At 66.3% G+C, this 20,455-nt stretch carries 19 protein-coding genes; 14 read left to right on the forward strand and 5 right to left on the reverse strand.

Features of this window, described 5'->3' with window-relative positions:
- The first annotated feature begins 79 nt into the window (after positions 1-79).
- The 5 genes from BHD05_RS10025 (at position 80) to murJ (ending at position 6,319) form a co-directional block, all read left to right on the forward strand.
- A complete protein-coding gene (locus BHD05_RS10025) occupies positions 80-1,006 on the forward strand; it encodes a proteasome assembly chaperone family protein (protein WP_161886305.1) in 927 nt (308 codons plus the stop codon).
- Positions 1,007-1,015: 9 nt separating this feature from the next.
- Positions 1,016-2,344: an MFS transporter gene (locus BHD05_RS10030; protein ID WP_161886306.1), complete on the forward strand. Its 1,329-nt coding sequence runs from the start codon at positions 1,016-1,018 to the stop codon at positions 2,342-2,344.
- 226 nt (positions 2,345-2,570) lie between these two features.
- Positions 2,571-3,929 carry an RNA polymerase sigma factor gene (locus tag BHD05_RS10035; RefSeq protein ID WP_161886307.1) on the forward strand — a complete coding sequence of 453 codons (1,359 nt, stop codon included), beginning with the start codon at positions 2,571-2,573 and terminating at the stop codon, positions 3,927-3,929.
- A 40-nt stretch (positions 3,930-3,969) separates the two neighbouring features.
- On the forward strand, positions 3,970-4,668 hold the full coding sequence (locus BHD05_RS10040; RefSeq protein ID WP_161886308.1) for a coenzyme F420-0:L-glutamate ligase: 699 nt from the start codon (positions 3,970-3,972) through the stop codon (positions 4,666-4,668).
- Positions 4,669-4,729: 61 nt separating this feature from the next.
- Positions 4,730-6,319, forward strand: a complete 1,590-nt coding sequence (murJ, locus tag BHD05_RS10045) for a murein biosynthesis integral membrane protein MurJ (protein WP_161886309.1) — start codon at positions 4,730-4,732, stop codon at positions 6,317-6,319.
- Positions 6,320-6,370: 51 nt separating this feature from the next.
- Here murJ and BHD05_RS10050 read toward each other — a convergent pair whose 3' ends face one another.
- Complete coding sequence (locus BHD05_RS10050) at positions 6,371-7,402, reverse strand: sugar-transfer associated ATP-grasp domain-containing protein (RefSeq protein ID WP_161886310.1); 1,032 nt, start codon at positions 7,400-7,402, stop codon at positions 6,371-6,373.
- A 166-nt stretch (positions 7,403-7,568) separates the two neighbouring features.
- Between BHD05_RS10050 and BHD05_RS10055 the strand changes: the two genes are divergently transcribed.
- The 3 genes from BHD05_RS10055 (at position 7,569) to BHD05_RS10065 (ending at position 10,257) form a co-directional block, all read left to right on the forward strand.
- A complete protein-coding gene (locus tag BHD05_RS10055; RefSeq protein ID WP_161886311.1) occupies positions 7,569-8,600 on the forward strand; it encodes a sugar-transfer associated ATP-grasp domain-containing protein in 1,032 nt (343 codons plus the stop codon).
- Between the two features lie 84 nt (positions 8,601-8,684).
- Positions 8,685-9,194 (forward strand): alanine racemase C-terminal domain-containing protein, encoded by a 510-nt coding sequence (locus BHD05_RS10060; protein ID WP_161886312.1) that lies wholly within the window; start codon positions 8,685-8,687, stop codon positions 9,192-9,194.
- On the forward strand, positions 9,187-10,257 hold the full coding sequence (locus tag BHD05_RS10065) for an alanine racemase (protein WP_161886313.1): 1,071 nt from the start codon (positions 9,187-9,189) through the stop codon (positions 10,255-10,257). Before BHD05_RS10060 ends, BHD05_RS10065 begins: the two co-directional genes overlap by 8 nt.
- A 117-nt stretch (positions 10,258-10,374) precedes the next feature.
- Here the strand turns inward: BHD05_RS10065 and BHD05_RS10070 are convergent, their stop codons facing one another.
- Positions 10,375-10,605 (reverse strand): DUF7455 domain-containing protein, encoded by a 231-nt coding sequence (locus tag BHD05_RS10070; RefSeq protein WP_161886314.1) that lies wholly within the window; start codon positions 10,603-10,605, stop codon positions 10,375-10,377.
- A gap of 214 nt (positions 10,606-10,819) precedes the next feature.
- Here BHD05_RS10070 and BHD05_RS10075 point away from each other — a divergent pair, with 214 nt between their 5' ends.
- Together BHD05_RS10075 and BHD05_RS10080 are read left to right on the forward strand one after the other, a co-directional pair.
- Complete coding sequence (locus BHD05_RS10075; protein ID WP_161886315.1) at positions 10,820-12,898, forward strand: DNA gyrase/topoisomerase IV subunit B; 2,079 nt, start codon at positions 10,820-10,822, stop codon at positions 12,896-12,898.
- Positions 12,891-13,451, forward strand: a complete 561-nt coding sequence (locus tag BHD05_RS10080) for a hypothetical protein (protein ID WP_161886316.1) — start codon at positions 12,891-12,893, stop codon at positions 13,449-13,451. The genes BHD05_RS10075 and BHD05_RS10080 overlap by 8 nt, the downstream gene beginning before the upstream one ends.
- A 133-nt stretch (positions 13,452-13,584) precedes the next feature.
- Here BHD05_RS10080 and BHD05_RS10085 read toward each other — a convergent pair whose 3' ends face one another.
- The gene (locus BHD05_RS10085) at positions 13,585-16,065 is read right to left on the reverse strand and encodes a DNA gyrase/topoisomerase IV subunit A (RefSeq protein ID WP_161886317.1); all 2,481 of its coding nucleotides are present in this window, start codon (positions 16,063-16,065) and stop codon (positions 13,585-13,587) included.
- 12 nt (positions 16,066-16,077) lie between these two features.
- On the opposite strand from BHD05_RS10085, the gene BHD05_RS10090 reads away from it, so the two are divergent.
- A complete protein-coding gene (locus BHD05_RS10090) occupies positions 16,078-17,217 on the forward strand; it encodes an alkaline phosphatase family protein (RefSeq protein WP_161886318.1) in 1,140 nt (379 codons plus the stop codon).
- On the opposite strand, the gene sepH is transcribed toward BHD05_RS10090, so the two are convergent.
- Positions 17,214-18,293 carry a septation protein SepH gene (sepH, locus tag BHD05_RS10095; RefSeq protein WP_161886319.1) on the reverse strand — a complete coding sequence of 360 codons (1,080 nt, stop codon included), beginning with the start codon at positions 18,291-18,293 and terminating at the stop codon, positions 17,214-17,216. The two genes, BHD05_RS10090 and sepH, sit on opposite strands and share 4 nt — an antisense overlap.
- A gap of 202 nt (positions 18,294-18,495) precedes the next feature.
- On the opposite strand from sepH, the gene BHD05_RS10100 reads away from it, so the two are divergent.
- Positions 18,496-18,789, forward strand: coding sequence for a DUF4193 domain-containing protein (locus BHD05_RS10100; protein WP_161886320.1), 294 nt, complete (start codon positions 18,496-18,498; stop codon positions 18,787-18,789).
- A gap of 20 nt (positions 18,790-18,809) precedes the next feature.
- On the opposite strand, the gene BHD05_RS10105 is transcribed toward BHD05_RS10100, so the two are convergent.
- On the reverse strand, positions 18,810-19,259 hold the full coding sequence (locus BHD05_RS10105) for a DUF3093 domain-containing protein (RefSeq protein WP_161886321.1): 450 nt from the start codon (positions 19,257-19,259) through the stop codon (positions 18,810-18,812).
- 60 nt (positions 19,260-19,319) lie between these two features.
- Here BHD05_RS10105 and dut point away from each other — a divergent pair, with 60 nt between their 5' ends.
- Both dut and BHD05_RS10115 read left to right on the forward strand, forming a co-directional pair.
- The gene (dut, locus tag BHD05_RS10110; protein WP_236966742.1) at positions 19,320-19,769 is read left to right on the forward strand and encodes a dUTP diphosphatase; all 450 of its coding nucleotides are present in this window, start codon (positions 19,320-19,322) and stop codon (positions 19,767-19,769) included.
- Positions 19,770-19,816: 47 nt separating this feature from the next.
- Positions 19,817-20,455, forward strand: a complete 639-nt coding sequence (locus tag BHD05_RS10115; RefSeq protein ID WP_236966743.1) for a DUF3710 domain-containing protein — start codon at positions 19,817-19,819, stop codon at positions 20,453-20,455.

Raw genomic sequence — 20,455 nt, forward strand, 5'->3', positions numbered from 1 at the left:
CCGCGACTGTTCGCTCTCGGCACCTGCCACGAGCGCCACCCGCCCGGCCCGCCGATTGTGGGGCGCGTAGAATTGATGCATGCGTGACCCAGCCGGACTCTACGACCTCACCCCGGAGGAGGCGTCCGTGCCGGAGGGGCTCCATCTCGTCGCGGGGCTCACCGGATTCGCGGACGCCGGATCGGCTGTGACTCAGTTGAGCGAGTACCTCCTCGACACCCTCGACCACCAGGTGATCGCCACCTTTGACGCGGACGTTCTCCTGGACTACCGGGCCCGGCGCCCCGTCGTGTACTTCGACCAGGATCACCTCACCGACTACCAGCCGCCGACCCTCGCGCTCTACCTCGCAACGGACGAGGCAGGGCAGCAGTTCCTTCATCTCACCGGGTTCGAGCCCGACTTCCAGTGGGAGCGGTTCAGCGCGGCTGTGCTCGAGCTTCTCGCACGGTTCAAGGTCAAGACGACCACGTGGGTGCATGCGATTCCGATGCCCGTTCCGCACACCAGGCCGATTGGCGTGACCGTGAGCGGCAACCGCACCGAGCTCATCGATGCGATGTCGGTCTGGCGTCCGCGCACGCAGGTGCCCGCGAATGCGCTGCACCTCGTCGAATACCGGCTTCAGCAGCTCGACCACGCGACCGTCGGCTTCGTTCTGCTGGTTCCGCACTACCTCGCCGAAACAGAGCATCCGGATGCCGCGGTCAAGGCACTCGAAAGCATCAGCGCGGCGACCGGCCTGATCTTCCCGACCGAGCGGCTCCGTGCGGCGGGTCGGGAGCTCCTCGCGAAGATCGACGCCCAGGTGCAGACGAACCACGAGCTCGCACGGCTCGTGGGCACGCTCGAGGAACGCCACGACTCCTATATGGAGGGCAACCCGCTGCGCTCCCCGCTCACCGACGAGGCCGGCGAGTTGCCCTCGGCGGATGAGATCGCGGCGGAGCTTGAGAACTTCCTCGCGACTCGCCCCAGCGGCGAAGAGGACCTCCCCCGCACTTAGAGTGGGCGAGTGAATTCCGCCCGGTCCTGGCTCATCTGGGCAATCGCCATAGTCGCGTATGTCGTGGCGGTCATGCAGCGCACCTCCCTCGGGGTGTCGAGCGTCGAGGCGGCAGAGAGGTTCGCGGTATCGGCCTCGGTTCTTTCGAGTCTCGCCGTGGTGCAGCTCATCGTCTATGCGGCTCTTCAGATTCCCGTCGGGGTCATCCTCGACCGGCTCGGCCCGAGGGCGCTCATTGCCGCCGGCGCGATCCTGATGGGCCTCGGGCAGCTCACTCTCGCCCTCGCCCCGTCGATCGGCGTCGCGATCGCCGGTCGCGTGCTGGTCGGCGCGGGAGACGCTCTCACCTTTATCTCTGTGATCCGGCTGTTGTCGACGTGGTTCGGCGGTCGCATCCTGCCCCAGGTCTCCCAGTGGACGGGGAATATCGGACAACTCGGCCAGGTGCTCTCGGCGATCCCGCTGTCGCTCGTCCTGCACCAATTCGGGTGGTCGACCGCCTTCGCCGCCGCCGCCGCCGGATCGGTGCTCGCGGCGGTGCTCGTGCTGGTGTTTATCTCGGATGGTCCCGCCGTGCGGGTCGTCGAGAACCACAGGAGCACATGGCGGGAGTCGATGTCACTGCTGCGCCAGAGCCTCGCCCGTCCCGGAACCCAACTCGGTTTCTGGTCACACTTCGTGACGCAGTCGCCCGGCACCGTTTTGGCGCTGCTGTGGGGCTTTCCCCTTCTGACCGCGGGTCTCGGCTACAGCACCACCGTCGCCTCCCTGCTGCTGACGCTGGTCGTCGCCGCCGGAATGATCGCCGGTCCGATCATCGGCATCCTGAGCGCCCGGTTCCCGACCAGGCGGTCGAACCTGGTGCTCGGCATCGTCACGGCTATGGCGGTGTGCTGGACTGCGGTGCTCGTCTGGCCGGGCGAGCCCCCATTCTGGCTCGTGGTCGTGCTGATCCTGGTCGTCGGCGTGGGCGGTCCAGGGTCGCTCATCGGATTCGACTTTGCGCGCACCTTCAATCCGCTGCGCAGCCTTGGCTCGGCGAACGGTGTCGTCAACGTCGGCGGCTTCCTCGCGAGCTTCGTGATGATGTTCGCGATCGGCGTCGCGCTCGACCTGCTTGATCGGATGCGGATCGACGGGGGGTTGCCATCGGACATCTTCGCGTGGGACTCATTCCGGATCGCCCTGCTCGTTCCGTATGTCGTCGTCGGAATCGGCGTCGTTTTCCTGCTGCAGGCCCGCCGCCGCACCCGCAGGAAGCTCGGCGAGGACGAGGGAATACAGGTGGCCCCGCTGTGGGTTGTCCTTGCCAGAGCATGGCGTCGCAAAACGGACTAGACAAGAGCCGCAATTGTCAAGAGCTCGCACCAAAGCATGCAATAATTAGGCCTAAGACCCGGTCATTCTGAACCGATGTCGCGCAGGTGCTCCTTCGCGTCACGCCAAGACTTGACATGGGTCTTAGTACTGCCCGAAATTCGGCCAAGCCCGTGTGGCGGGCCCCGTCCATGCCCCGCCAGACGCCGAAACTCGAGAGCTACGAATCAAACTGAAAGGTATCCGAATGGCTGCCCGAACCAAGACTGCGGAACCCACCGCCGCCAAGAAGACAACTACCGCGGAAGCGGCCGCACCCGACGAAGTCGAGGCCGAGAGCGCGGCGCCGAAGACCGCCGCCAAGACCCCCGCCAAGACCCCCGCGAAGAGGGCCGTGAAGGCACCGGCGAAGACGCCGGCTGCGAAGGCGGCCGCCGAGAAGGCCGCAGCTGACAAAGCTCCTGCCGACAAAGCTCCTGCCAAGGTGCCCGCCAAGCGCGGCCCGAAGGCCAAGGGATCCGCTGAGGAGTCGACCGAGGACGCGCCCGCCGACGCCTCGGACGATGGCGACGACGACGAGAAGAAGACGAAGGCCGGCGACCTCGCCGAGGACCTGCCCGCCGGCGCCCTCGTGCTGTCGCTCGTCGACGACGACGACGAGGTGCCGGTGTACTCGTCCGCCATCACGGGCGCCACGGCCGACCCGGTCAAGGACTACCTGAAGCAGATCGGTAAGGTCGCCCTGCTCAACGCGGCCGAAGAGGTCGAGCTCGCCATGCGCATCGAAGCCGGCCTGTTCGCCGAGGACAAGCTGTCCCAGATGAGCGAGGCAGAGCAGCGTTCGGCCAAGGGCCGCGAGCTGCACTGGGTCGCTCGCGACGGCCAGCGCGCCAAGAGCCATCTGCTGGGTGCGAACCTGCGACTCGTCGTCTCCCTCGCGAAGCGCTACACGGGCCGGGGCATGCAGTTCCTCGACCTGATCCAGGAGGGCAACCTCGGGCTCATCCGTGCCGTCGAGAAGTTCGATTACACCAAGGGCTTCAAGTTTTCGACCTACGCGACGTGGTGGATCCGCCAGGCGATCACGCGCGCAATGGCCGACCAGGCACGAACCATCCGCATCCCGGTGCACATGGTGGAAGTCATCAACAAGCTCGCCCGCGTGCAGCGCCAGATGCTGCAGGACCTCGGGCGCGAGCCCACCCCGGAGGAACTGAGCCGCGAGCTCGACATGACCCCGGAGAAGGTCATCGAGGTGCAGAAATACGGTCGCGAGCCGATCTCCCTGCATACGCCGCTCGGTGAAGACGGCGACAGCGAGTTCGGTGACCTCATCGAGGACACCGAGGCGGTGGTCCCCGCGGACGCCGTCGGCTTCACGATGCTGCAAAAGCAGCTGGAGTCGCTGCTCGATTCGCTCTCCGAGCGTGAGGCCGGCGTGATCCGGATGCGCTTCGGGCTCGGCGACGGAATGCCGAAGACCCTCGACCAGATCGGCGACACGTTCGGGGTAACGCGCGAGCGCATCCGTCAGATCGAGTCGAAGACGATGGCCAAGCTGCGCCACCCATCCCGGTCGCAGTCCCTCCGCGACTACCTGGAGTAAGCGCAACGGATGCGAATGGTCACGAGAGAGGTGGGTCTCCATGTCCGATGAGGCGAACGACGGCAAGCAGCTGGAGACGGTGATCGATGGTGTGCGATACCTGCGCATCCCGATCAAGACGAAGCTGGTCATGAGTGACGACGACATCACCGATGTTGTGACAACGTTCGCAGCGGACCGCCTGCATGATGGTGATGTGCTCTTCGTAACTGAGAAGATCGTCGCCATCACGCAGGGTCGCTCGTATCCGACCGAGTCTATTGCGCCGCGCAAACTCGCCACTTGGCTGTCGAGCCACGTGGTCAAGACACCGAACGGAATCGGACTCGGCCTTCCACAGACCATGGAGATGGCGTTGCGCGAGTGCGGAACACCGCGCATCCTGTTCGCTGCAGGGGTGGCAGCCGTGACCAAGCTGTTCGGACGCACGGGTGACTTCTACAGGGTGGCGGGACCGAAGGCGCGTGGTATCGACGGCCCCACCAGCGGAACCATTCCTCCGTACAACTCGCATGTCGTGCTCGCCCCCGAGCGTCCCCACGACGTCGCGCGCGAGCTGCGGGCAGCGCTGGGCCTGGACATCGGGGTGCTCATTACCGACATCAATGATCTCGGCGGCAACGTGCTGGGATCGACAATGAGCAAGGCTCGCACGCGCACCATGGAGCGGGTGCTGCTCGACAACCCGCTGGGTCAGGGACACCAGTCGACCCCCATGGGCATCATCCGCGAGCCTTGAGGCGGCACGAGCGCACATCGAGCCGATTCCCCTCGGTCACAGCTCGGCGGAAGGGGAAGGGGTGAGTCTCGGCAGAGCGAGTGCGGTGATCGCGGCGGGAACGCTCGCCTCCCGGGTCACCGGGTTGCTTCGTACGATCGTCCTCGTCGCCGCGATCGGGGCCATCGGCCGGGCGAGTGACGCGTTCGCCACGGCCAACCAGCTTCCGAACAGCATCTATGCGCTGATCTCAGCCGGCGTGCTGACCGGCGTGATCGTCCCACAGGTTGTCAGGGTGAGTGCCCGGCGCGATGGGGGACACGATTTCCTCGCGAAGCTGCTCACCCTTGGAACGGTCCTGATGGGCGCCGCCACGGTGATTGCCGTCGTCTCCGCGCCCGCACTGGTAGGCCTTTTCGCCCCCCGCTACACGCCCGAGCAGCACGAGCTTGCGACGTTCTTCGCGTACTGGTGTATCCCACAGCTGTTCTTCTACGGAATGTTCGCGTTGATCGGCGAGATCCTGAACGCGAGACGCATCTTCGCCCCGTATGCGTGGGCACCCATCGTGAACAACGTCGTGTCGATCATCGGGTTCCTCGTGTTTATCCGCCTGTTCGGTGCCGATGTCAACGACGTCGGGCAATGGACGCCCGTGATGGTCGCGGTCCTGGCTGGCACGGCGACACTCGGCATCATCGCTCAAACGGGCGTCCTGCTGCTGTTGTGGCGTCGCGCGGGAATTCCCCTGCGGTTCGATTTCCGCTGGCGGGGGATGGGGCTCCGACAGATGCAGAAACTCGCACTCTGGACGTTCCTCATCACGCTCATCGGCCAGCTGGTCGGGATCCTGCAGCAGCGGACGATCTCTGATGCATCGGGGACCGGCGCATCGGTGTTCGTGTGGCAGAACGCCTGGCTGGTGTATATGGTTCCGTACTCGGTGATCGTCCTCGCAATCGGCACGCCCTATTTCACCCGTCTCAGCGAGCACGCCGCCGCGGGGAAAGACGCCGAGGTGAAGCGGGACATCGCGCAGTCCATCCGCATCCTCGGTCTGTTCGTTTTCGTCGCTCTGGCGGCCGTGGCCGCGGCGGCCCTACCCGCTTCCCGTATCTTCTCGAACAACACTGCCGATGCGGTCGCGGTAGCCCCGGTGCTGATCGCCTACCTGTTCAGCCTGCTCCCGATGGCTGTGCTCTTCATCATCCAACGCGCGTTCTACGCCTACGGAGATGCGCGAACACCGTTTCTCTTCACCGCGATCCAAGCCGTCATCATCGTCGCGCTCACCCTTCTGGTGCGCTACACGGTTCCCGTCGAGCAGCTCACCGCCGCGGTCGCGCTTGCGCAGTCGGTGGGGGGGATAGTGCAGGTGATTGTCGCTACCCTGCTGCTGCAGCGGAAGCTGGGCCCCCTCGAGTTGGGATCGACGTGGCGTGCGCTCGGACGCTTCGCACTTATGGCGGTTCCAGCCGGGGCCGCCGGAGTCTGGCTGTTCTTCCTGCTCGGAGGGACATCCGGCTGGATGATGCAGGACAAGATCTGGGGTGCGCTGGGCTCGTTGGTGATCGCCGCGACGTGCGCGATCGTCTATCTGCTGCTGCTCGTCCTCTTCCGAGCGCCGGAACTCCAGATCGCTCGCGACATGCTGCGTCGGAGAAATCCCTGACCCGGGGCAGCGGTTAGGGCAGCGGTTAGGGTGTCGAGGGCTCCCGCAGTCTCACCGACGGTCGAGAACGCCCGGCCCGATCGCTGCGCGATACCGGTCGAGAAGGCCCGTGCGCACCCCGGTCACCGAGGGCTTGAGCTGGAACACGCTCGAATTATGGTTCGCCTCGATCAGCGCCGGTCCGTCGGCCGTGACCGCGACGTCCCATCCGACATACGGCACGGTCGGCAGCCGTCGAGCCGCTTCGGCGACCATGTCCACGATTTCGGGATACCTCGGCACCGCGAAACCCGCGATGTGCACGCCGGTTGCCGGATGCGTCTCGTAGACGTTCGACTGCTTATCCACACCGGGATACTGAGCCACCCCATCATCGTCCAGCATGGCGTACATCCCACCGCTAGCGAAGTTGTCGATGACATCTCCATTGCCGATGCGGAGGACCGACGCGATGACGTGCAACTTGTCGTTCGGGTCGAGGTAGGTGATCATGCGAACGGTGTTCACGCTGCCCGGGTACAGCCGGGAGAGAGCCTCGTGCTGTTCGATCACCTGTTCGAGCAGTGTTTGGTCGCGCGTGATCAGGGCGGCGCGCCAGAGCGTGAAATCCTGGATCTCTGCGGCCTCGTAGATGGAGATTCCCGCTCCGCCCTCACCGTGCGCAGGCTTGGCGATCATGCGCGGATGGCGTGCAGCGAACTCAGCCAGCTCAGCGGCCGTCGCCTGCGAGGCGTCAATCCACTCGCGGTGGGTGAGATCTGCGAAGTCGTGGTGGAACCGAATCTTGTCGCCCAGAATCGCTCGCGAGTCGGGCCCATTGAGAGTGCTGTTCAGTCGGAACGCTTTGGGGTGAGTCATCCACGTAGCCCGTTCGCGTGTGGTGAGCAGACGAATATCCCAGACGACGTAGTCGCGGAACCCCATCTCGTACCGGACCGAGCACCAGAGCATGTCGGCGATGATCACCAACTTCGGGGCTTTGGATACCCTCTTCACCTGGCCCGCCAGCTCGAAGAACTGGGACGGATTCACCCGTCGTGCGCGCTCGATCAGGTACCGAAGGCGCAGCCATTGTTGATTCACCCGCTAACGCTAACATGGCCTGCTTTCGCGACATTCGAAGGCCGCCCGGCGGTTGCGGGGACCGCGGCGGCGGCAGCCGTTGGTGGATCAAAGCCTAAGATGAGAGGGTTCTGAGGCACGTCGTCCTCGTTGCACTTGTACGCGACCCCGTTGGAAGGTTTTCCCGTTGCCCAGTGACGCCGCGCCGAAGGCGCGTTTGAAGTATTTCCTGGAGCGCGCAACTGCGTTCGACCCGAGCCGCGTCTGGTCCTTCGCGACACAGATCGCGGGAGAACAGGGCAAGTGGGCGCCGCGCACCTTCGTGGACATGCTGATCTGGGCGGCCTTCCACGACACCGGGTACATCGACTACTACGAGTCGGACTTCGCACTCCTCAGCCGCAAGGAACGCAAGACCTTCATGACCGGGCTGCTGCAGCACCACCTCGCGGATGCGCTCAACGACCCTCAGGACGTGCTCCTGTTCGAGAATAAGATCGCCTTCAATCGACTGTTCGCGCGGTACCTGAAGCGCGAATGGATCGATCTGGAAGAGGTGGATGCCGACCGGCTGCGGGCATTCGCGGAGCGTTATCCGGCGATCATCGCGAAAGTCCCCGTCGGGCGTGAGGGCAAGGGTGTCTTCCGCTACGTCACGGCGGATGTCGATGACTGGGTGCAGTTCCGTGCCGACCTTCTGGAGCGCGGCCAGCGGCTGATCGAAGAGCCGATCGCTCAGCATCCGTATCTTTCCGAGTACTGCGCTGGCACGGTGAACACAACCCGCGTCTCGACCTTCTTCGACGGCGAGCGTGTGCACGTGCTCATGGCCGCCCAAAAGTTCGGCAGGGGCGCAGTGAGCGACCAGTTCACCTGGGGAGGGTTCTTCACGATGCTCGACGATGAAGGGCGGTCGGTGGGCCCCGGCCATACCGGCAAGCACAAGAGCCGCTACGAAACGCATCCCGACTCGGGTACGTCAATCACCGACTTTCGGGTACCGCTGTGGGACGAGGTCTTGGCGCTCATCGACGAAGCAGCGCGAGTCGTCCCCACGGTGCCCTATGTCGGATGGGACGTGGCAGTCGGGCCGAACGGCCCCGTCCTGATTGAGGGGAATTGGACTCCCGGACTCTACGAGACACGAGTCAGCGCCACCGGCATCCGCACGGGAAGCAGAGCCAGCCACCAGCCCGCGATCGTGGCCAGCCGCCGCTAGCCACCAGAGGCGCGCTTCGTCGCGAACGAGCACTCGGGCAGTAGGATGGGTTGGATTATGCACATCAGGCGGGATGGGGTGACTATGAGTGTTGCCGCCCGCTCGCTCCAGTTGTCGGCGCGCCAAGGTGAGCTGCTCAAACCGCCGACTGACGACCTCGCGGTCCAGCATGTGCTGCAGTCGATGACAGCGAATCCGCCACGACTGACTGCCGAGGTTCTGGCGATCAAGCATGTGGGTGCCGGCGCTGGCGTGTCCTACGGCCACACCTTCCGAACGGCTTCGGCTACCACTCTCCTACTGGTTGCAATCGGCTACGGCCACGGGTTACCGCGCAAAGCGGGGAACCGCGCATCCGTCAGCTGGGGTGACCACGCTGTGCAGATGCCGATCGTCGGGCGTGTGGCCATGGATGTGCTCGTGGTCGACGCCGGCGACGCTGCGGTCACGCCGGGGGATACGGTCGTGATTTTCGGGAATCCTGAGACGGGGGAGCTGTCGCTGGAGGAATGGTGCCGATCGATCGATGAGCATCCGTTCAGTGTTCTCGCCTGCCTTGCGCGTCGGCTGACCCCGGAGGCAGCCGGTGGATAGCATCGACGCGAGCGTGCTCATCTCGACCGCCGCCCTGCGCCACAATGTGCGGCTGGTTCGAGATCGGATAGCACCGGCCGAACTCATGGCGGTCGTGAAAGATGACGCTTACGGCCACGGGCTCGACAGCGTTCTTGCCGTGCTGCTGGATGAGGGTGTGACCCGCTTCGGTGCGCTCGACCTCCCGGGCGCACTGAGGGTGCGACACCAGGCACCGGACTCCATGGTGTTCGCCTGGGTATTCGACCGAGGTGACGACCTGAGTGAGGCGCTACAGCAGCAGATCGATATCGGGGTGACCGATGTGCCTGTGCTCGAAAGGGTCGCCGCCGCGGCGGCGGTAGCGGGGACACCGCCGGCACGCATCCACTTGAAGCTGGACACCGGACTGCACCGTGCGGGAGTGCTTGCCGGCGACTGGGAACGCTTCGTAAACCTCGCTGCCGAACTGCAGCGCTCGGGGCGGGTGGTCGTCTCCGGGCTCTGGACCCATCTCGCGGAAGAGTCACACGACGACGACAGCCGTTCCATCGCCGAGTACAGGGAAGGCCTCGCGATCGCTGAAGCGCACGGCATTCGCGCGGCGACGCGTCACATCGCCGCCAGTGCTGCCGCCTATGCCCGTGAGGATGCCCGGTTTGATGTGGTGCGGGTCGGCGCGTTCCTCTACGGAATCGCGCCCGGCGGCGGAGTCGGTCCAGAAGACCTTGGGCTGCGCCCCGTCATGACCCTGCGCGCGCCTATTCGTCACATTCGGCGGGCGGGGGAGCGGACACTTGCGGCAGTCGGCATCGGCGGGGCATCCGGGATCCTGGCTGATGCTGCAGGCGCAGTGTCTGTGGCTCTCGCGGGCAGCCGCTATCCGGTCGTCGCCGTCGAACCAACCTTGCTTCTGATTGATGTCAGCGGAGCCGATGCCACAGTGGGCGACACCGTTACGCTCTTCGGGGACGGCTCCGCGGGAGAGCCGACGCTCCAGAACTGGGCTGATGGGATGGGGACCATCGGCGAAGAAGTCGTCACCCGGCTATCCAGCCTGATACCGCGTACCCGTATCGACTAACTGGCGAACTGACCTTGCAGCAGACCCGTTGGGGAGGCCGATCGGGCGGTTAACGACACAACGCCCGGACCATCAGGTCTCGGGCGTTGTCGACGTCGGTGCGGATGGACGCGCGGGTCAGGCGCGGTCGTTCTCGATCAGCCGAGACGATTCGTCGTGCCATTCAAGTGCACTAGCCGACAGCTTCTCCTTGAACTTCGCGCCGTGGTGGCCGCAGAACAGGAGCTGACCGGAGGCCATGGTGACGCGAACATAGGCTTGGGCACCGCAACTGTCACACCTGTCGTGCGAGGTGAGTTCGTGGCGCGGCTCGAGCTCTACTGTGGAACGAGGGGCATTTTGTGACATTTCGGGTTCCTCCAAACTCGACACGAGATGTGGTGCATAACTATAGAAACACGTCCCGGTGACAACTAGGTCTCATTCGGCGCCTATTTCGCTGAACGCGTAGCGGGACCTGGCCGGGTGTTGATGCAGGATCGGCACGCTACGAGTCATTAGTGTGGAACGCGGCCGGTCGGCCGGGGTTCCCGGCGCGGCGGCAGCACTAGAAGGAGACCCCGTGCCCGATTCGAACTATTCCGCGAGACACCTCTCGGTACTCGAGGGGCTCGAGGCAGTACGCAAGCGCCCGGGTATGTACATCGGTTCGACCGACTCCCGCGGCCTCATGCACTGCCTGTGGGAGATTATCGACAACTCCGTCGACGAAGCGCTCGGCGGGCACGGCTCGTCCATCGAGGTCATCCTGCACGCCGACGACAGCGTCGAGGTACGCGACAGCGCCCGCGGAATTCCCGTCGACATCGAGCCGAAGACGGGCCTGAGCGGCGTCGAGGTCGTCTTCACCAAGCTCCACGCCGGCGGCAAGTTCGGAAGTGGCTCGTACGCGGCATCCGGCGGGCTGCACGGCGTCGGCGCATCCGTCGTCAACGCACTCTCCGAGCGACTGGACGTCGAGGTCGACCGCAACGGCAAGACCTGGGCGATGTCGTTCCACCGGGGCGAGCCAGGCGTTTTCGCCGATTCCGGGGAGAAGACCCCGGATGCGCCATTCTCGCCGTTCGTCTCCGGCAGCGAGCTGAAGGTGGTCGGCAAGGTCGCCCGCGGAGTCACCGGAACCCGGATCCGCTACTGGGCCGACCGCCAGATCTTCACGAAGGGATCCGCGTTCCAAACGGAGGAGCTCCTGTCCCGCGCTCGCCAGACCGCGTTCCTCGTGCCCGGGCTCGGCATCGACATCGCCGACGACCGCGGTGACGAGCCGACTCGGGAGACCTTCCAATTCGACGGCGGAATCTCCGAATTCGTCGATCACCTGTCGGTCGACGAACCGGTCACGCAGACGTGGCGTCTGCAAGGCAGCGGCACCTTCTCCGAGACCGTGCCGGTGCTGCAGGACTCCGGCGCAATGGTCGCCACCGAACTCGAACGCGAGTGCGCCGTCGACATCGCCCTGCGCTGGGGGACCGGCTACGACACGGTCTTCAAGACCTTCGTCAACATCATCGCGACGCCGAAGGGCGGAACCCACCAGGCTGGCTTCGAGGCGGGGCTCATGAAATTCCTGCGCGCCCAGGTCGAGCAGAACGCCCGCCGGCTCAAGGTCGGGAGCGACAAGCTCGAGAAGGACGACATTCTCGCCGGCCTCACCGCCGTGCTCACGGTGCGGCTGCCCGAGCCGCAGTTCGAGGGGCAGACCAAGGAGGTCCTCGGTACTCCCGCCGTTCGCGCGATCGTCGCATCGGTCGTCGCGACGACGCTGTCCGAGCGGTTCGCTTCGCCGAAACGGGACGACAAGGCGCAGAGCGCCCTCGTGCTCGACAAGATCGTCGCCGAAATGAAGTCGCGCATCTCCGCCCGCGCCCACAAGGACACCCAGCGTCGCAAGAACGCCCTCGAGAGCTCCTCGCTGCCGGCGAAGCTCGTCGACTGCCGCTCGAGCGACGTCGGCAATAGCGAGCTGTTCATCGTCGAGGGCGACTCCGCGCTCGGCACGGCGAAGCTCGCCAGGGACAGCGAATACCAGGCGCTTCTCCCCATCCGGGGAAAAATCCTCAACGTGCAGAAGGCGTCCGTGTCGGACATGCTCTCGAACACCGAATGCGCATCGATCATCCAGGTGATCGGCGCGGGATCGGGGCGCAGCTTCGACCTTTCGGTCGCGCGCTACGGCAAAGTGATCATCATGAGCGACGCCGACGTCGACGGCGCGCACATCCGCACCCTTCTCCTCACCCTGTTCTTCCGCTATATGCCCGACATGATCCTTGACGGCCGCGTCTACGCCGCCGTGCCGCCACTGCACCGGGTCATAGTTATGAACCCCGGCAGCAAGCCGAACGAGACGATCTATACCTACTCTGAAACCGAGCTGAACGGCGTGCTGACAGCGCTGAAGAAGTCGAACAAGCGCTACCAGGATCCGATCCAGCGGTACAAGGGCCTCGGGGAGATGGACGCCGACCAGCTCGCGTCAACGACGATGGACCGGCGGCACCGCACCCTGCGGCGAGTGAACGTCTCGGATGCCGCGATGGCAGCCGGCGTTTTCGAGCTGCTCATGGGCAACGACGTCGCCCCGCGCAAGGAGTTCATCATCGACGGGGCCGGCCTCAGCCGCGATCGCATCGATGTCTGACCGGGACCTGCCGCCCGCCGCCCTCGAGATCACCGACTACCGCCGGGCGCTGGAGTCCGCCGCGAACTCGAGTCGGGTCGTGCCCGTCGGCGTGACCGCGTTCGCCATCGCGACGGCCGCGCTCGTGGCCGCACTCGTGTTTCTCGGCCAGGGCACCGCACTCGGGGGCGAGTCGCTCGCCGCCGTCGTCGCCGTGGGCATCGCAGGGACCGGAGTGCTCTGCGCCCTGTTCGTGGTGCTCCCGCTACAGCTTGTCACCCGCCAACGTCGGCGCCAGGCAGCCGAGGCTGCCTCTCGACAGCATGCCGCCGCCGAGGCGCTGCGGCTCCATCTGGCTTCGATCGGCTACAACGTCCCCCTCGAGGTCGCGGGCGACTGGCTTCAGTCGCCGGAACCTGCCGCGACCGTGCCACTGGTCCACGATTCCGTGATCGCGGCCCGCTGGTGGCAGCCGGCCGAGCACGACGAGCGGGTCTTCGTCGAGCCCTACCTGCGCGAGGGGGAGAACTCCTCGACCCTGCCAGTGCTGCCGCCGCTGAAACCCCGCGAGTAGCGCGGTTCTGCGCGGCCGGGCTCCCGTCGGCTCGCGCGGGCGGTATTCATTCGCGTGCGTGCGATTACAGCCGCGGGGGCGAACAGCGCCAGCGCGACGCACGGGAGAGGGTGCGGGTGGCCAGAGCTGAGGGTCAGGCCGGCTGGATCGCTTGGCCGATCGACGTGATCGGGGAGTCGAGCGGCAACCCGGAGCCGCCGCGTTTCATCCCGGACTCAGGGAGCTGTCGGGCCCCGCCGTCCTGCGCGACCGCGAGCGCGGGCGACGGACCTGCCCAGGCAAGGGCGAGGGAGTCCTCGCCCTTCAGGAATGCGTGCGCCCTGACCCCACCGGTCGCGCGGCCCTTGCCGGGGAACTCGGAGAAGTCGGAGACCTTCGCGCGACCCGCGTCTGTTCCGGCAAGCGTTGTCGAGTTCGTCGCGACGGTCGCCACAACGGATGTCGCGGGATCGAGCGACGTGAAGAAGATCGCGGCATCCTTCGCCCCGAGGTTCATACCGGCCACGCCGCCGGCCGCGATGCCCTGCGGCCGCACGAGCGCAGCCGGGAAGTGCAGCAGCTGGGCGAGGGAGCTCACGAAGACGAGTTCGTCGCTCTCCGGGCCTTGCGCCGCGCCGATCACCTCGTCGCGCGGCTTGAGGCTGATGACCTCGAAGTCGGGCCGGTTCGGCCAGGTACCCACAGCGAGCCGTTTGACGATCCCCAACCGCGTACCGATCGCGATCGAGTCGGGCGAGTCGAGCGACACGAGGGCAAGCACGCGCTCCTTGCGGTTCGCGAGGGCGATGTACTCGTCGACCTTGCGGCCGGCGCCCAACTGGATCGAGTTCTCCGGCGCGACGGGCAGGTCGACGGGGGAGAACCGGATGAGGCGGCCGAGGTTGGTGATCGCGCCGATCTCGGTTCGGGTCGTGGTGCGGATGTCGGAGCGGATGGCATCGTGGCGGGTGCGCCGCGCGGCACGCGGCACGCCGTCGGAGCCAGACTCGGCCAGATCGACGCGGAGGATGCGGCCGGTCGTCGACAGGAGCACCCGGCAGGGCACATCCGCCACCTCGAGCACGGGGCCCGCCCTCCGCGATGACGCCGTCGCGATGCTCGGCTTCGCCTCCGTGAGCAGGGTGCGCCGCGGGGTGCCGAACTTCTCGGCGACCTGGTCGAGCTCGCTCGACACGAGAGCGCGGATCCGGACCGGACTCGCAAGGAGCTCCTGCAGCTCGGCGATCTCGGCGCGCAACTGGTCTCGTTCGGCCTCGAGCTCGATGCGGGAGAACCGGGTGAGGCGCCGCAACCGCAGCTCCAGGATGTACTCGGCCTGGAGGGTGCTGAGGTCGAACACCTCCATGAGCTTCGCGCGGGCCTGCTCGCTGTCATCGCTCGCACGGATGACCTGGATCACCTCGTCGATGTCGACGATTGCGATCAGCAGCCCCTCCACGAGGTGCAGACGCTCGAGGCGGCGCGCGAGCCGGTACTGGCTGCGACGGGTGACCACCGAGATGCGGTGGTCGAGGTAGACCTGAAGAAGCTCGCGTAGTCCGAGGGTGCGTGGGCCGCCGTTGACGAGCGCGACGGCGTTGATGTTGAACTGGTCTTCGAGAGGCGTGTAGCGGTACAGCTGCTCGAGAACGGCTTCCGGGCTGAACCCCGTCTTGATCCCGATGACCAGGCGCAGGCCGTGCCGGCGGTCGGTGAGGTCGGTGACGTCGGAGATTCCGCTGAGCTTCTTCGACCCAACACCGTCCTTGATCTTCTCGATCACCTTTTCGGCGCCGACCATGTAGGGCAGCTCGGTCACCACAAGCCCCGTCTTGCGTGCGGTGATCGACTCGATCGACACGCGCGCTCGCGTCTTGAAGCTGCCCCGCCCGGTCTCGTAGGCGTCGCGGATGCCGGCGAGGCCGATGATCGTCCCGCCGGTCGGAAGGTCGGGGCCCGGTACGTAGGACATCAGTTCGTCGAGGGTCGCGGTCGGGTTGTCAAGCAGGAACCTCGCCGCACCGATGACCTCGATGAGATTGTGCGGGGCCATGTTCGTGGCCATGCCGACGGCGATGCCGCTCGCCCCGTTGACGAGGAGGTTCGGGAACGCGGCCGGGAGCACCTCCGGCTGCGTCAGCTGGTTGTCGTAGTTGGGAACGAAGTTGACGACATCCTCATCGAGGTCCGCCGTCATCGCGCTGGCTGCCGGCGCAAGGCGCGCCTCGGTGTACCGCGCCGCGGCGGGGCCGTCGTCGAGGGAGCCGAAGTTGCCGTGCCCGTCGATGAGCGGGACGCGCATGATGAACGACTGCGTCATGCGCACCATCGCGTCGTAGATCGACGAGTCGCCGTGCGGGTGGAGTTTGCCCATGACCTCGCCGGTGACACGGGCGGATTTCACGTGGCCCCGCTCCGGGCGCAGACCCATCTCGGTCATCTGGTACAGGATGCGGCGCTGCACGGGCTTGAGCCCGTCGCGGGCATCCGGGAGCGCGCGGGAGTAGATGACCGAGTAGGCGTACTCGAGGAATGAGCCCTGCATCTCGTCGGCGACATCGACGTCTTCGATTCGTTCGCCGGGGCCGTCGGAGCCGGACCCGCTGGATGCAGTCGTGTTGAGGGGAGTAGTCATAGGATTGCGACCATGCTACCGGCCACGAAAACACACCGGTTCAGCCTCGCCGACGTTCTGCCGAGTTGCCTCGAATCCGTGCTGGGTCGTCCCGGATCGCTCGGCCTTCCCGTCGTCGACAAGGCCGTCGTGATCCTCGTCGACGGCATGGGGGCCCAGGCCCTTGCTCACCGCGCCGGCCATGCGAGGACCCTCGCCCCGCTGCTCAACCGCGGTTCGACGATCGGCGCCGGCTTCCCGACGACCACGGCCGCGGCACTCGCGACCTTCACGACCGGGGCCCAGCCCGGCGAGCACGGGCTGGTGGGGTACACGGCGCTGGATCCCGCACACAACCGGGTGATCAACCAGCTGAGCGGTTGGGACAGCCACCTCGATCCGGCCACCTGGCAGCGGATGCCCACCGTTTTCGAGCGTGCGGCAGCCGAGTCGATCCCGAGCTTCGTCGTCGCGACCGAGAAGCACCGTCGCTCGGGATTCACGAAGGCCGTGCTGCGCGGCGCGGACTACCGGGGCGCCGAGGGCATCCCGGAGCGCATGGACGCGGCACGGGAGATCCTCGATGGCACCGACCGCGCCATCGTCTACATCTATATCGCCGAACTCGACAAGGTCGGCCACTCGGACGGCTGCGAGTCGCCCGAGTGGACGACCCAGCTTGAGGAGGTCGACGCTGCGGTGCGCGGCTTCGCCTCGAGCCTGCGCCCGCGGGAGGGGCTGCTGGTGACCGCCGACCACGGCGTCCTCGACATTCCAGAGCACTCCCACGTGCTGTTTGGCGAGGACGCGTCCCTCGTCGATGGGGTTCGCTTCGTCGCAGGCGAACCCCGCTGCCTGCAGCTGCACCTGGAGCCGGACGCGTCACCGGAACACCGCACAGCGGTGCTCGAGGCCTGGCGCCAGGCAGAGGGCGGCCGGTCCTGGGTGGCCTCGCGCGACGAAGCGATCGCGGCCGGATGGTTCGGCCCTACCGTCGCCCCCGAGGTCGCGCCCCGGATCGGCGACATCATCATCGCTGCACGCAAGAACATTGCCTACTACGACACCAGGGCACCGAACCACAGCGGGCGCTCCATGGTGGGGCAGCACGGCTCTCTCGCGGCAGCCGAGACCGCGATCCCGCTGCTCGGATTCGGCGCCTACGCGCGCTAAACCGGATCGTCGTCCGAGCGGGCGCCGAAGACGATCTCATCCCAGCTGGGCATCGAGGCGCGGCCCTTCTTCGTCGATGCCTTCGCCGGGCTTGTGATCGGCTGGGGCGCCGTGTCGGTGTGGCCGCGCGGCCGGTCGTCGTCGATGGGCGCGTCGAACGGGTCGAACGGGATGTCGACCAAGCGCACGTTGCTCGTCGATGGATGCGCCACCCTCGTGTCCTCCTCGTTCCACAACGCGGCGCTCTCCCGCTCGCCGCGGCGTCGTCGGAGCGCGTCGAGAAGGTCGGACGTCTGGCTGGACGACGAGTCGTTCGTTGGCGCGCGATTGATCGCAGCGGCCGACACCTCGGGGGATGATCCGGTGGCGCGGCCGAACGGCACCTGCTCGAAGTGGGAGCCCGACTCGCGGTCGGTGTCGCCTGTCCGCACGTCAAAGGCGCCGCTGTCGAATCGCGAAGAGTCCGGTGCGCGTTCGTCACCGCTGACCGCGCGCAGGCGCGGGATCAAGCCGCCGGGCATCTCGCCCTGCTGGGACAGGGTGTTGGCCTCGTTGTTCATCGGGGCGAGTGCGGCCTTCTTGGGCTCGTAGTTCCAGCGGGCGTCGTGATCGATCTGGTCCGCCGTGAAGGCGAGCTTCACGACCCACGCGCCATCGGGCTGCTTCCAGCTCGCCCAACGCTCGCCCGTGGCACCGAGGTCGTTCAGTCGCCCGCGAATCACCGAGCCGAATGTGGACCCCTGCTGCATGGGATCGGTGTCGATCGCGGTGTGAACGGCGATATTGAGCGCCGACTCGATCACGAACTCACGTTCGGCCAGCACGGGGCCTTCGAACTTGCGGATGTAGTCGAGGTTCACACCGGTGACAGCCGCGACCTCCTCGGCCGACAGGCCGGACCGGATTTGAGCCTGAATCTCCCGGGGTGCGGGCTTGCGCACGTTGCCGGGCGGAGGGGTCGCGTCCCTGAGCTTCGAATGAAGCGTCTCGTTGATTGCGATTCTGAAGCGGGTGCCGTCGTTCGACGCTGCGACAAGCGCACCGCTCTCGACGCCGATGACTGTGAGGTCCTGCATGCGATTGACCTTTCGGGGTGTATCGAATTAGGGCAAGGTTTGCACGCGAACGCCCTGTATCGCGGGAATACGCCGGGCGTGCCGCAAGTTGACCCGAAGGCACTCGTGAGGCACTGCGGGGACGGTTTGCTATTCCCCACCAATTCATGCAAACTATGCCCGCCCATTTGAATTCACGTGGCTGAACAGAACTGGAAAAGGCATGGCAACGGACTACGACGCGCCCCGCAAGACCGACGACGACTCGGAGTCTATCGAGGCGCTGAAGGAGCGGGTCCCGGACAAGATGTCCGGCCAAGTCGACGTCGACGATTCGGATAACCCCGGAGGCTTCGAGCTTCCCGGCGCCGACCTCTCTGACCTTGACCTCGACGTGGTGGTGCTCCCTCCCCAGGCTGACGAGTTCACCTGCATCAGCTGCTTCCTCGTGAAGCACCGGTCACAGATCGACCACACCGAGAAGCTGGGCGCTGTCTGCGCGGAGTGCGCCTCCTAGAGAGGACCGCACGCCCCGGGTCATGCCCCGCCACTCCTGGCCCGCTCGATCGCGTCGGCGAGGCGTGCCGGCCGTCTCGTTGAGACGAGCCAATACGGCGCGGGGTCGGCCGGGTCGGTGACCGGGATCTTCACCACCGGCGACACCCACCCCCTGATGACGAGCCAGGCCCTCGCGTCGAGGCGCTGGCCCCGCTCGAGTGTGGCCTCCTGCTTCTCGAAGGCCTCGGGAATGCCGGCAAGGCCCACCGGCAACCGTGCGCGGCCCGCTGTAATCTGCGCGTCGGTCACCTGGATGACCGGGGAAGTCGCAATCAGCGCCACGGCGCATCCGGCATACAAAACGATGGCCGTCCACACTCCCGCCGTGGGATTAATAGGTAGGAAGACCAGAAGGCTTGCGGGAATCACAAGTGCGGTCGAGAGAAAGACCCACGCCGAGGGCCACAGACGTTCACGATAGAGCTGCATGTGCCTATTCGATCAGATGTTCTGCACTACCCTCGTCACGTGCCCGAATACGTCGAAGTCCTGCTGAGCGCCGGCGCACCGGATGTGCCCGCCCCGTCCTACGCCCACCCGGGAGACGCGGGTGCCGATCTCATCGCCGCCGAGGCGCTCACCCTCGAGCCGGGGGAGCGCGCCACGGTCGGCACCGGCGTCGCCATCGCGCTGCCAGACGGCTACGTCGGCCTCGTGGTGCCGCGCAGCGGCCTCGCTGCCCGGCACGGCATCACTATTGTGAACAGCCCGGGGACCGTTGATGCCGGCTATCGCGGCGAGATCCGAGTGACGCTCCTCAACACAGACAGAGCGAAGGCGTATCCTGTCGAGGTTGGCGACCGGATCGCGCAGCTCATCGTCATGCCGGTGACGAGGGCGCAGTTCGTCCCGGTCGACACCCTTCCCGGCAGTGCGAGGGGCGACCACGGCTTCGGATCGACCGGATACCGACGAAACGAACCAGGAGAACAGGCGTGAGTGATAACACCGCCATCGAAGGCATCGGAAACAGCGACGAGCGCGATGTGGCCGCCTCAGGCGAGGTCGAGGTCGAGGACGCTCTCGACCATGCCAAGTCGGCGCCAGAAGACCGTGGGGTGAATGGACCGCTCGATGAGAGCGAGGCGAACGCCGTGCGTCCCTATGTCGACCTGGGCGGGGTGAAGATCCTCCCACGCGAGGGACTCCACCTCCGCCTCGAGGTCGAGGAGGGCAGCAAGAGGGTGGTCGCCGTAGCGCTCGACTATGCCGGGTCGACGCTGCAGGTGCAGCCGTTCGCCGCGCCGAGGACGACGGGTCTCTGGAACGAGATCCGGAGCCAGATCACAGAGCAGATCCACAAGCAGGGCGGATCGACCAAGGAGGTCGCTGGTCCGTTCGGGCCGGAGCTCCTCGCGGAGATCCCGACGGTGCAGGCGGGCGGAGAAGGCTCGATGCGCATCGCCCGGTTCATCGGCGTCGACGGCCCGCGCTGGTTCCTGCGCGGCGTCGTCGCGGGCAAGGGCGCCGTCGACGCGGAGGCCGCCGCGCAGGTCGAGGATCTGTTCCGCGGCGTCGTCGTCGTGCGCGGCTCGACGCCGATGCCCCCGCGCGACCTCATCCCGCTGCACATCCCCAAGTCCGCGGCCGGCCAGACCGCACCGCCTCGCGAACCGGGGGAGTAA

The sequence above is a fragment of the Marisediminicola antarctica genome (assembly GCF_009930795.1).
GTDB classification, from domain to species: domain Bacteria; phylum Actinomycetota; class Actinomycetes; order Actinomycetales; family Microbacteriaceae; genus Marisediminicola; species Marisediminicola antarctica.

Excerpts from the sequence above, each read along its gene's own strand:
- BHD05_RS10025 (WP_161886305.1), top strand. The coding sequence starts at position 80 with ATGCGTGACCCAGCCGGACTCTACGACCTCACCCCGGAGGAGGCGTCC.
- BHD05_RS10035 (WP_161886307.1), top strand. The coding sequence starts at position 2,571 with ATGGCTGCCCGAACCAAGACTGCGGAACCCACCGCCGCCAAGAAGACA.
- BHD05_RS10040 (WP_161886308.1), top strand. The coding sequence starts at position 3,970 with ATGTCCGATGAGGCGAACGACGGCAAGCAGCTGGAGACGGTGATCGAT.
- BHD05_RS10060 (WP_161886312.1), top strand. The coding sequence starts at position 8,685 with ATGAGTGTTGCCGCCCGCTCGCTCCAGTTGTCGGCGCGCCAAGGTGAG.
- BHD05_RS10070 (WP_161886314.1), bottom strand. The coding sequence starts at position 10,605 with ATGTCACAAAATGCCCCTCGTTCCACAGTAGAGCTCGAGCCGCGCCAC.
- BHD05_RS10080 (WP_161886316.1), top strand. The coding sequence starts at position 12,891 with ATGTCTGACCGGGACCTGCCGCCCGCCGCCCTCGAGATCACCGACTAC.
- BHD05_RS10085 (WP_161886317.1), bottom strand. The coding sequence starts at position 16,065 with ATGACTACTCCCCTCAACACGACTGCATCCAGCGGGTCCGGCTCCGAC.
- BHD05_RS10090 (WP_161886318.1), top strand. The coding sequence starts at position 16,078 with ATGCTACCGGCCACGAAAACACACCGGTTCAGCCTCGCCGACGTTCTG.
- sepH (WP_161886319.1), bottom strand. The coding sequence starts at position 18,293 with ATGCAGGACCTCACAGTCATCGGCGTCGAGAGCGGTGCGCTTGTCGCA.
- BHD05_RS10100 (WP_161886320.1), top strand. The coding sequence starts at position 18,496 with ATGGCAACGGACTACGACGCGCCCCGCAAGACCGACGACGACTCGGAG.
- BHD05_RS10105 (WP_161886321.1), bottom strand. The coding sequence starts at position 19,259 with ATGCAGCTCTATCGTGAACGTCTGTGGCCCTCGGCGTGGGTCTTTCTC.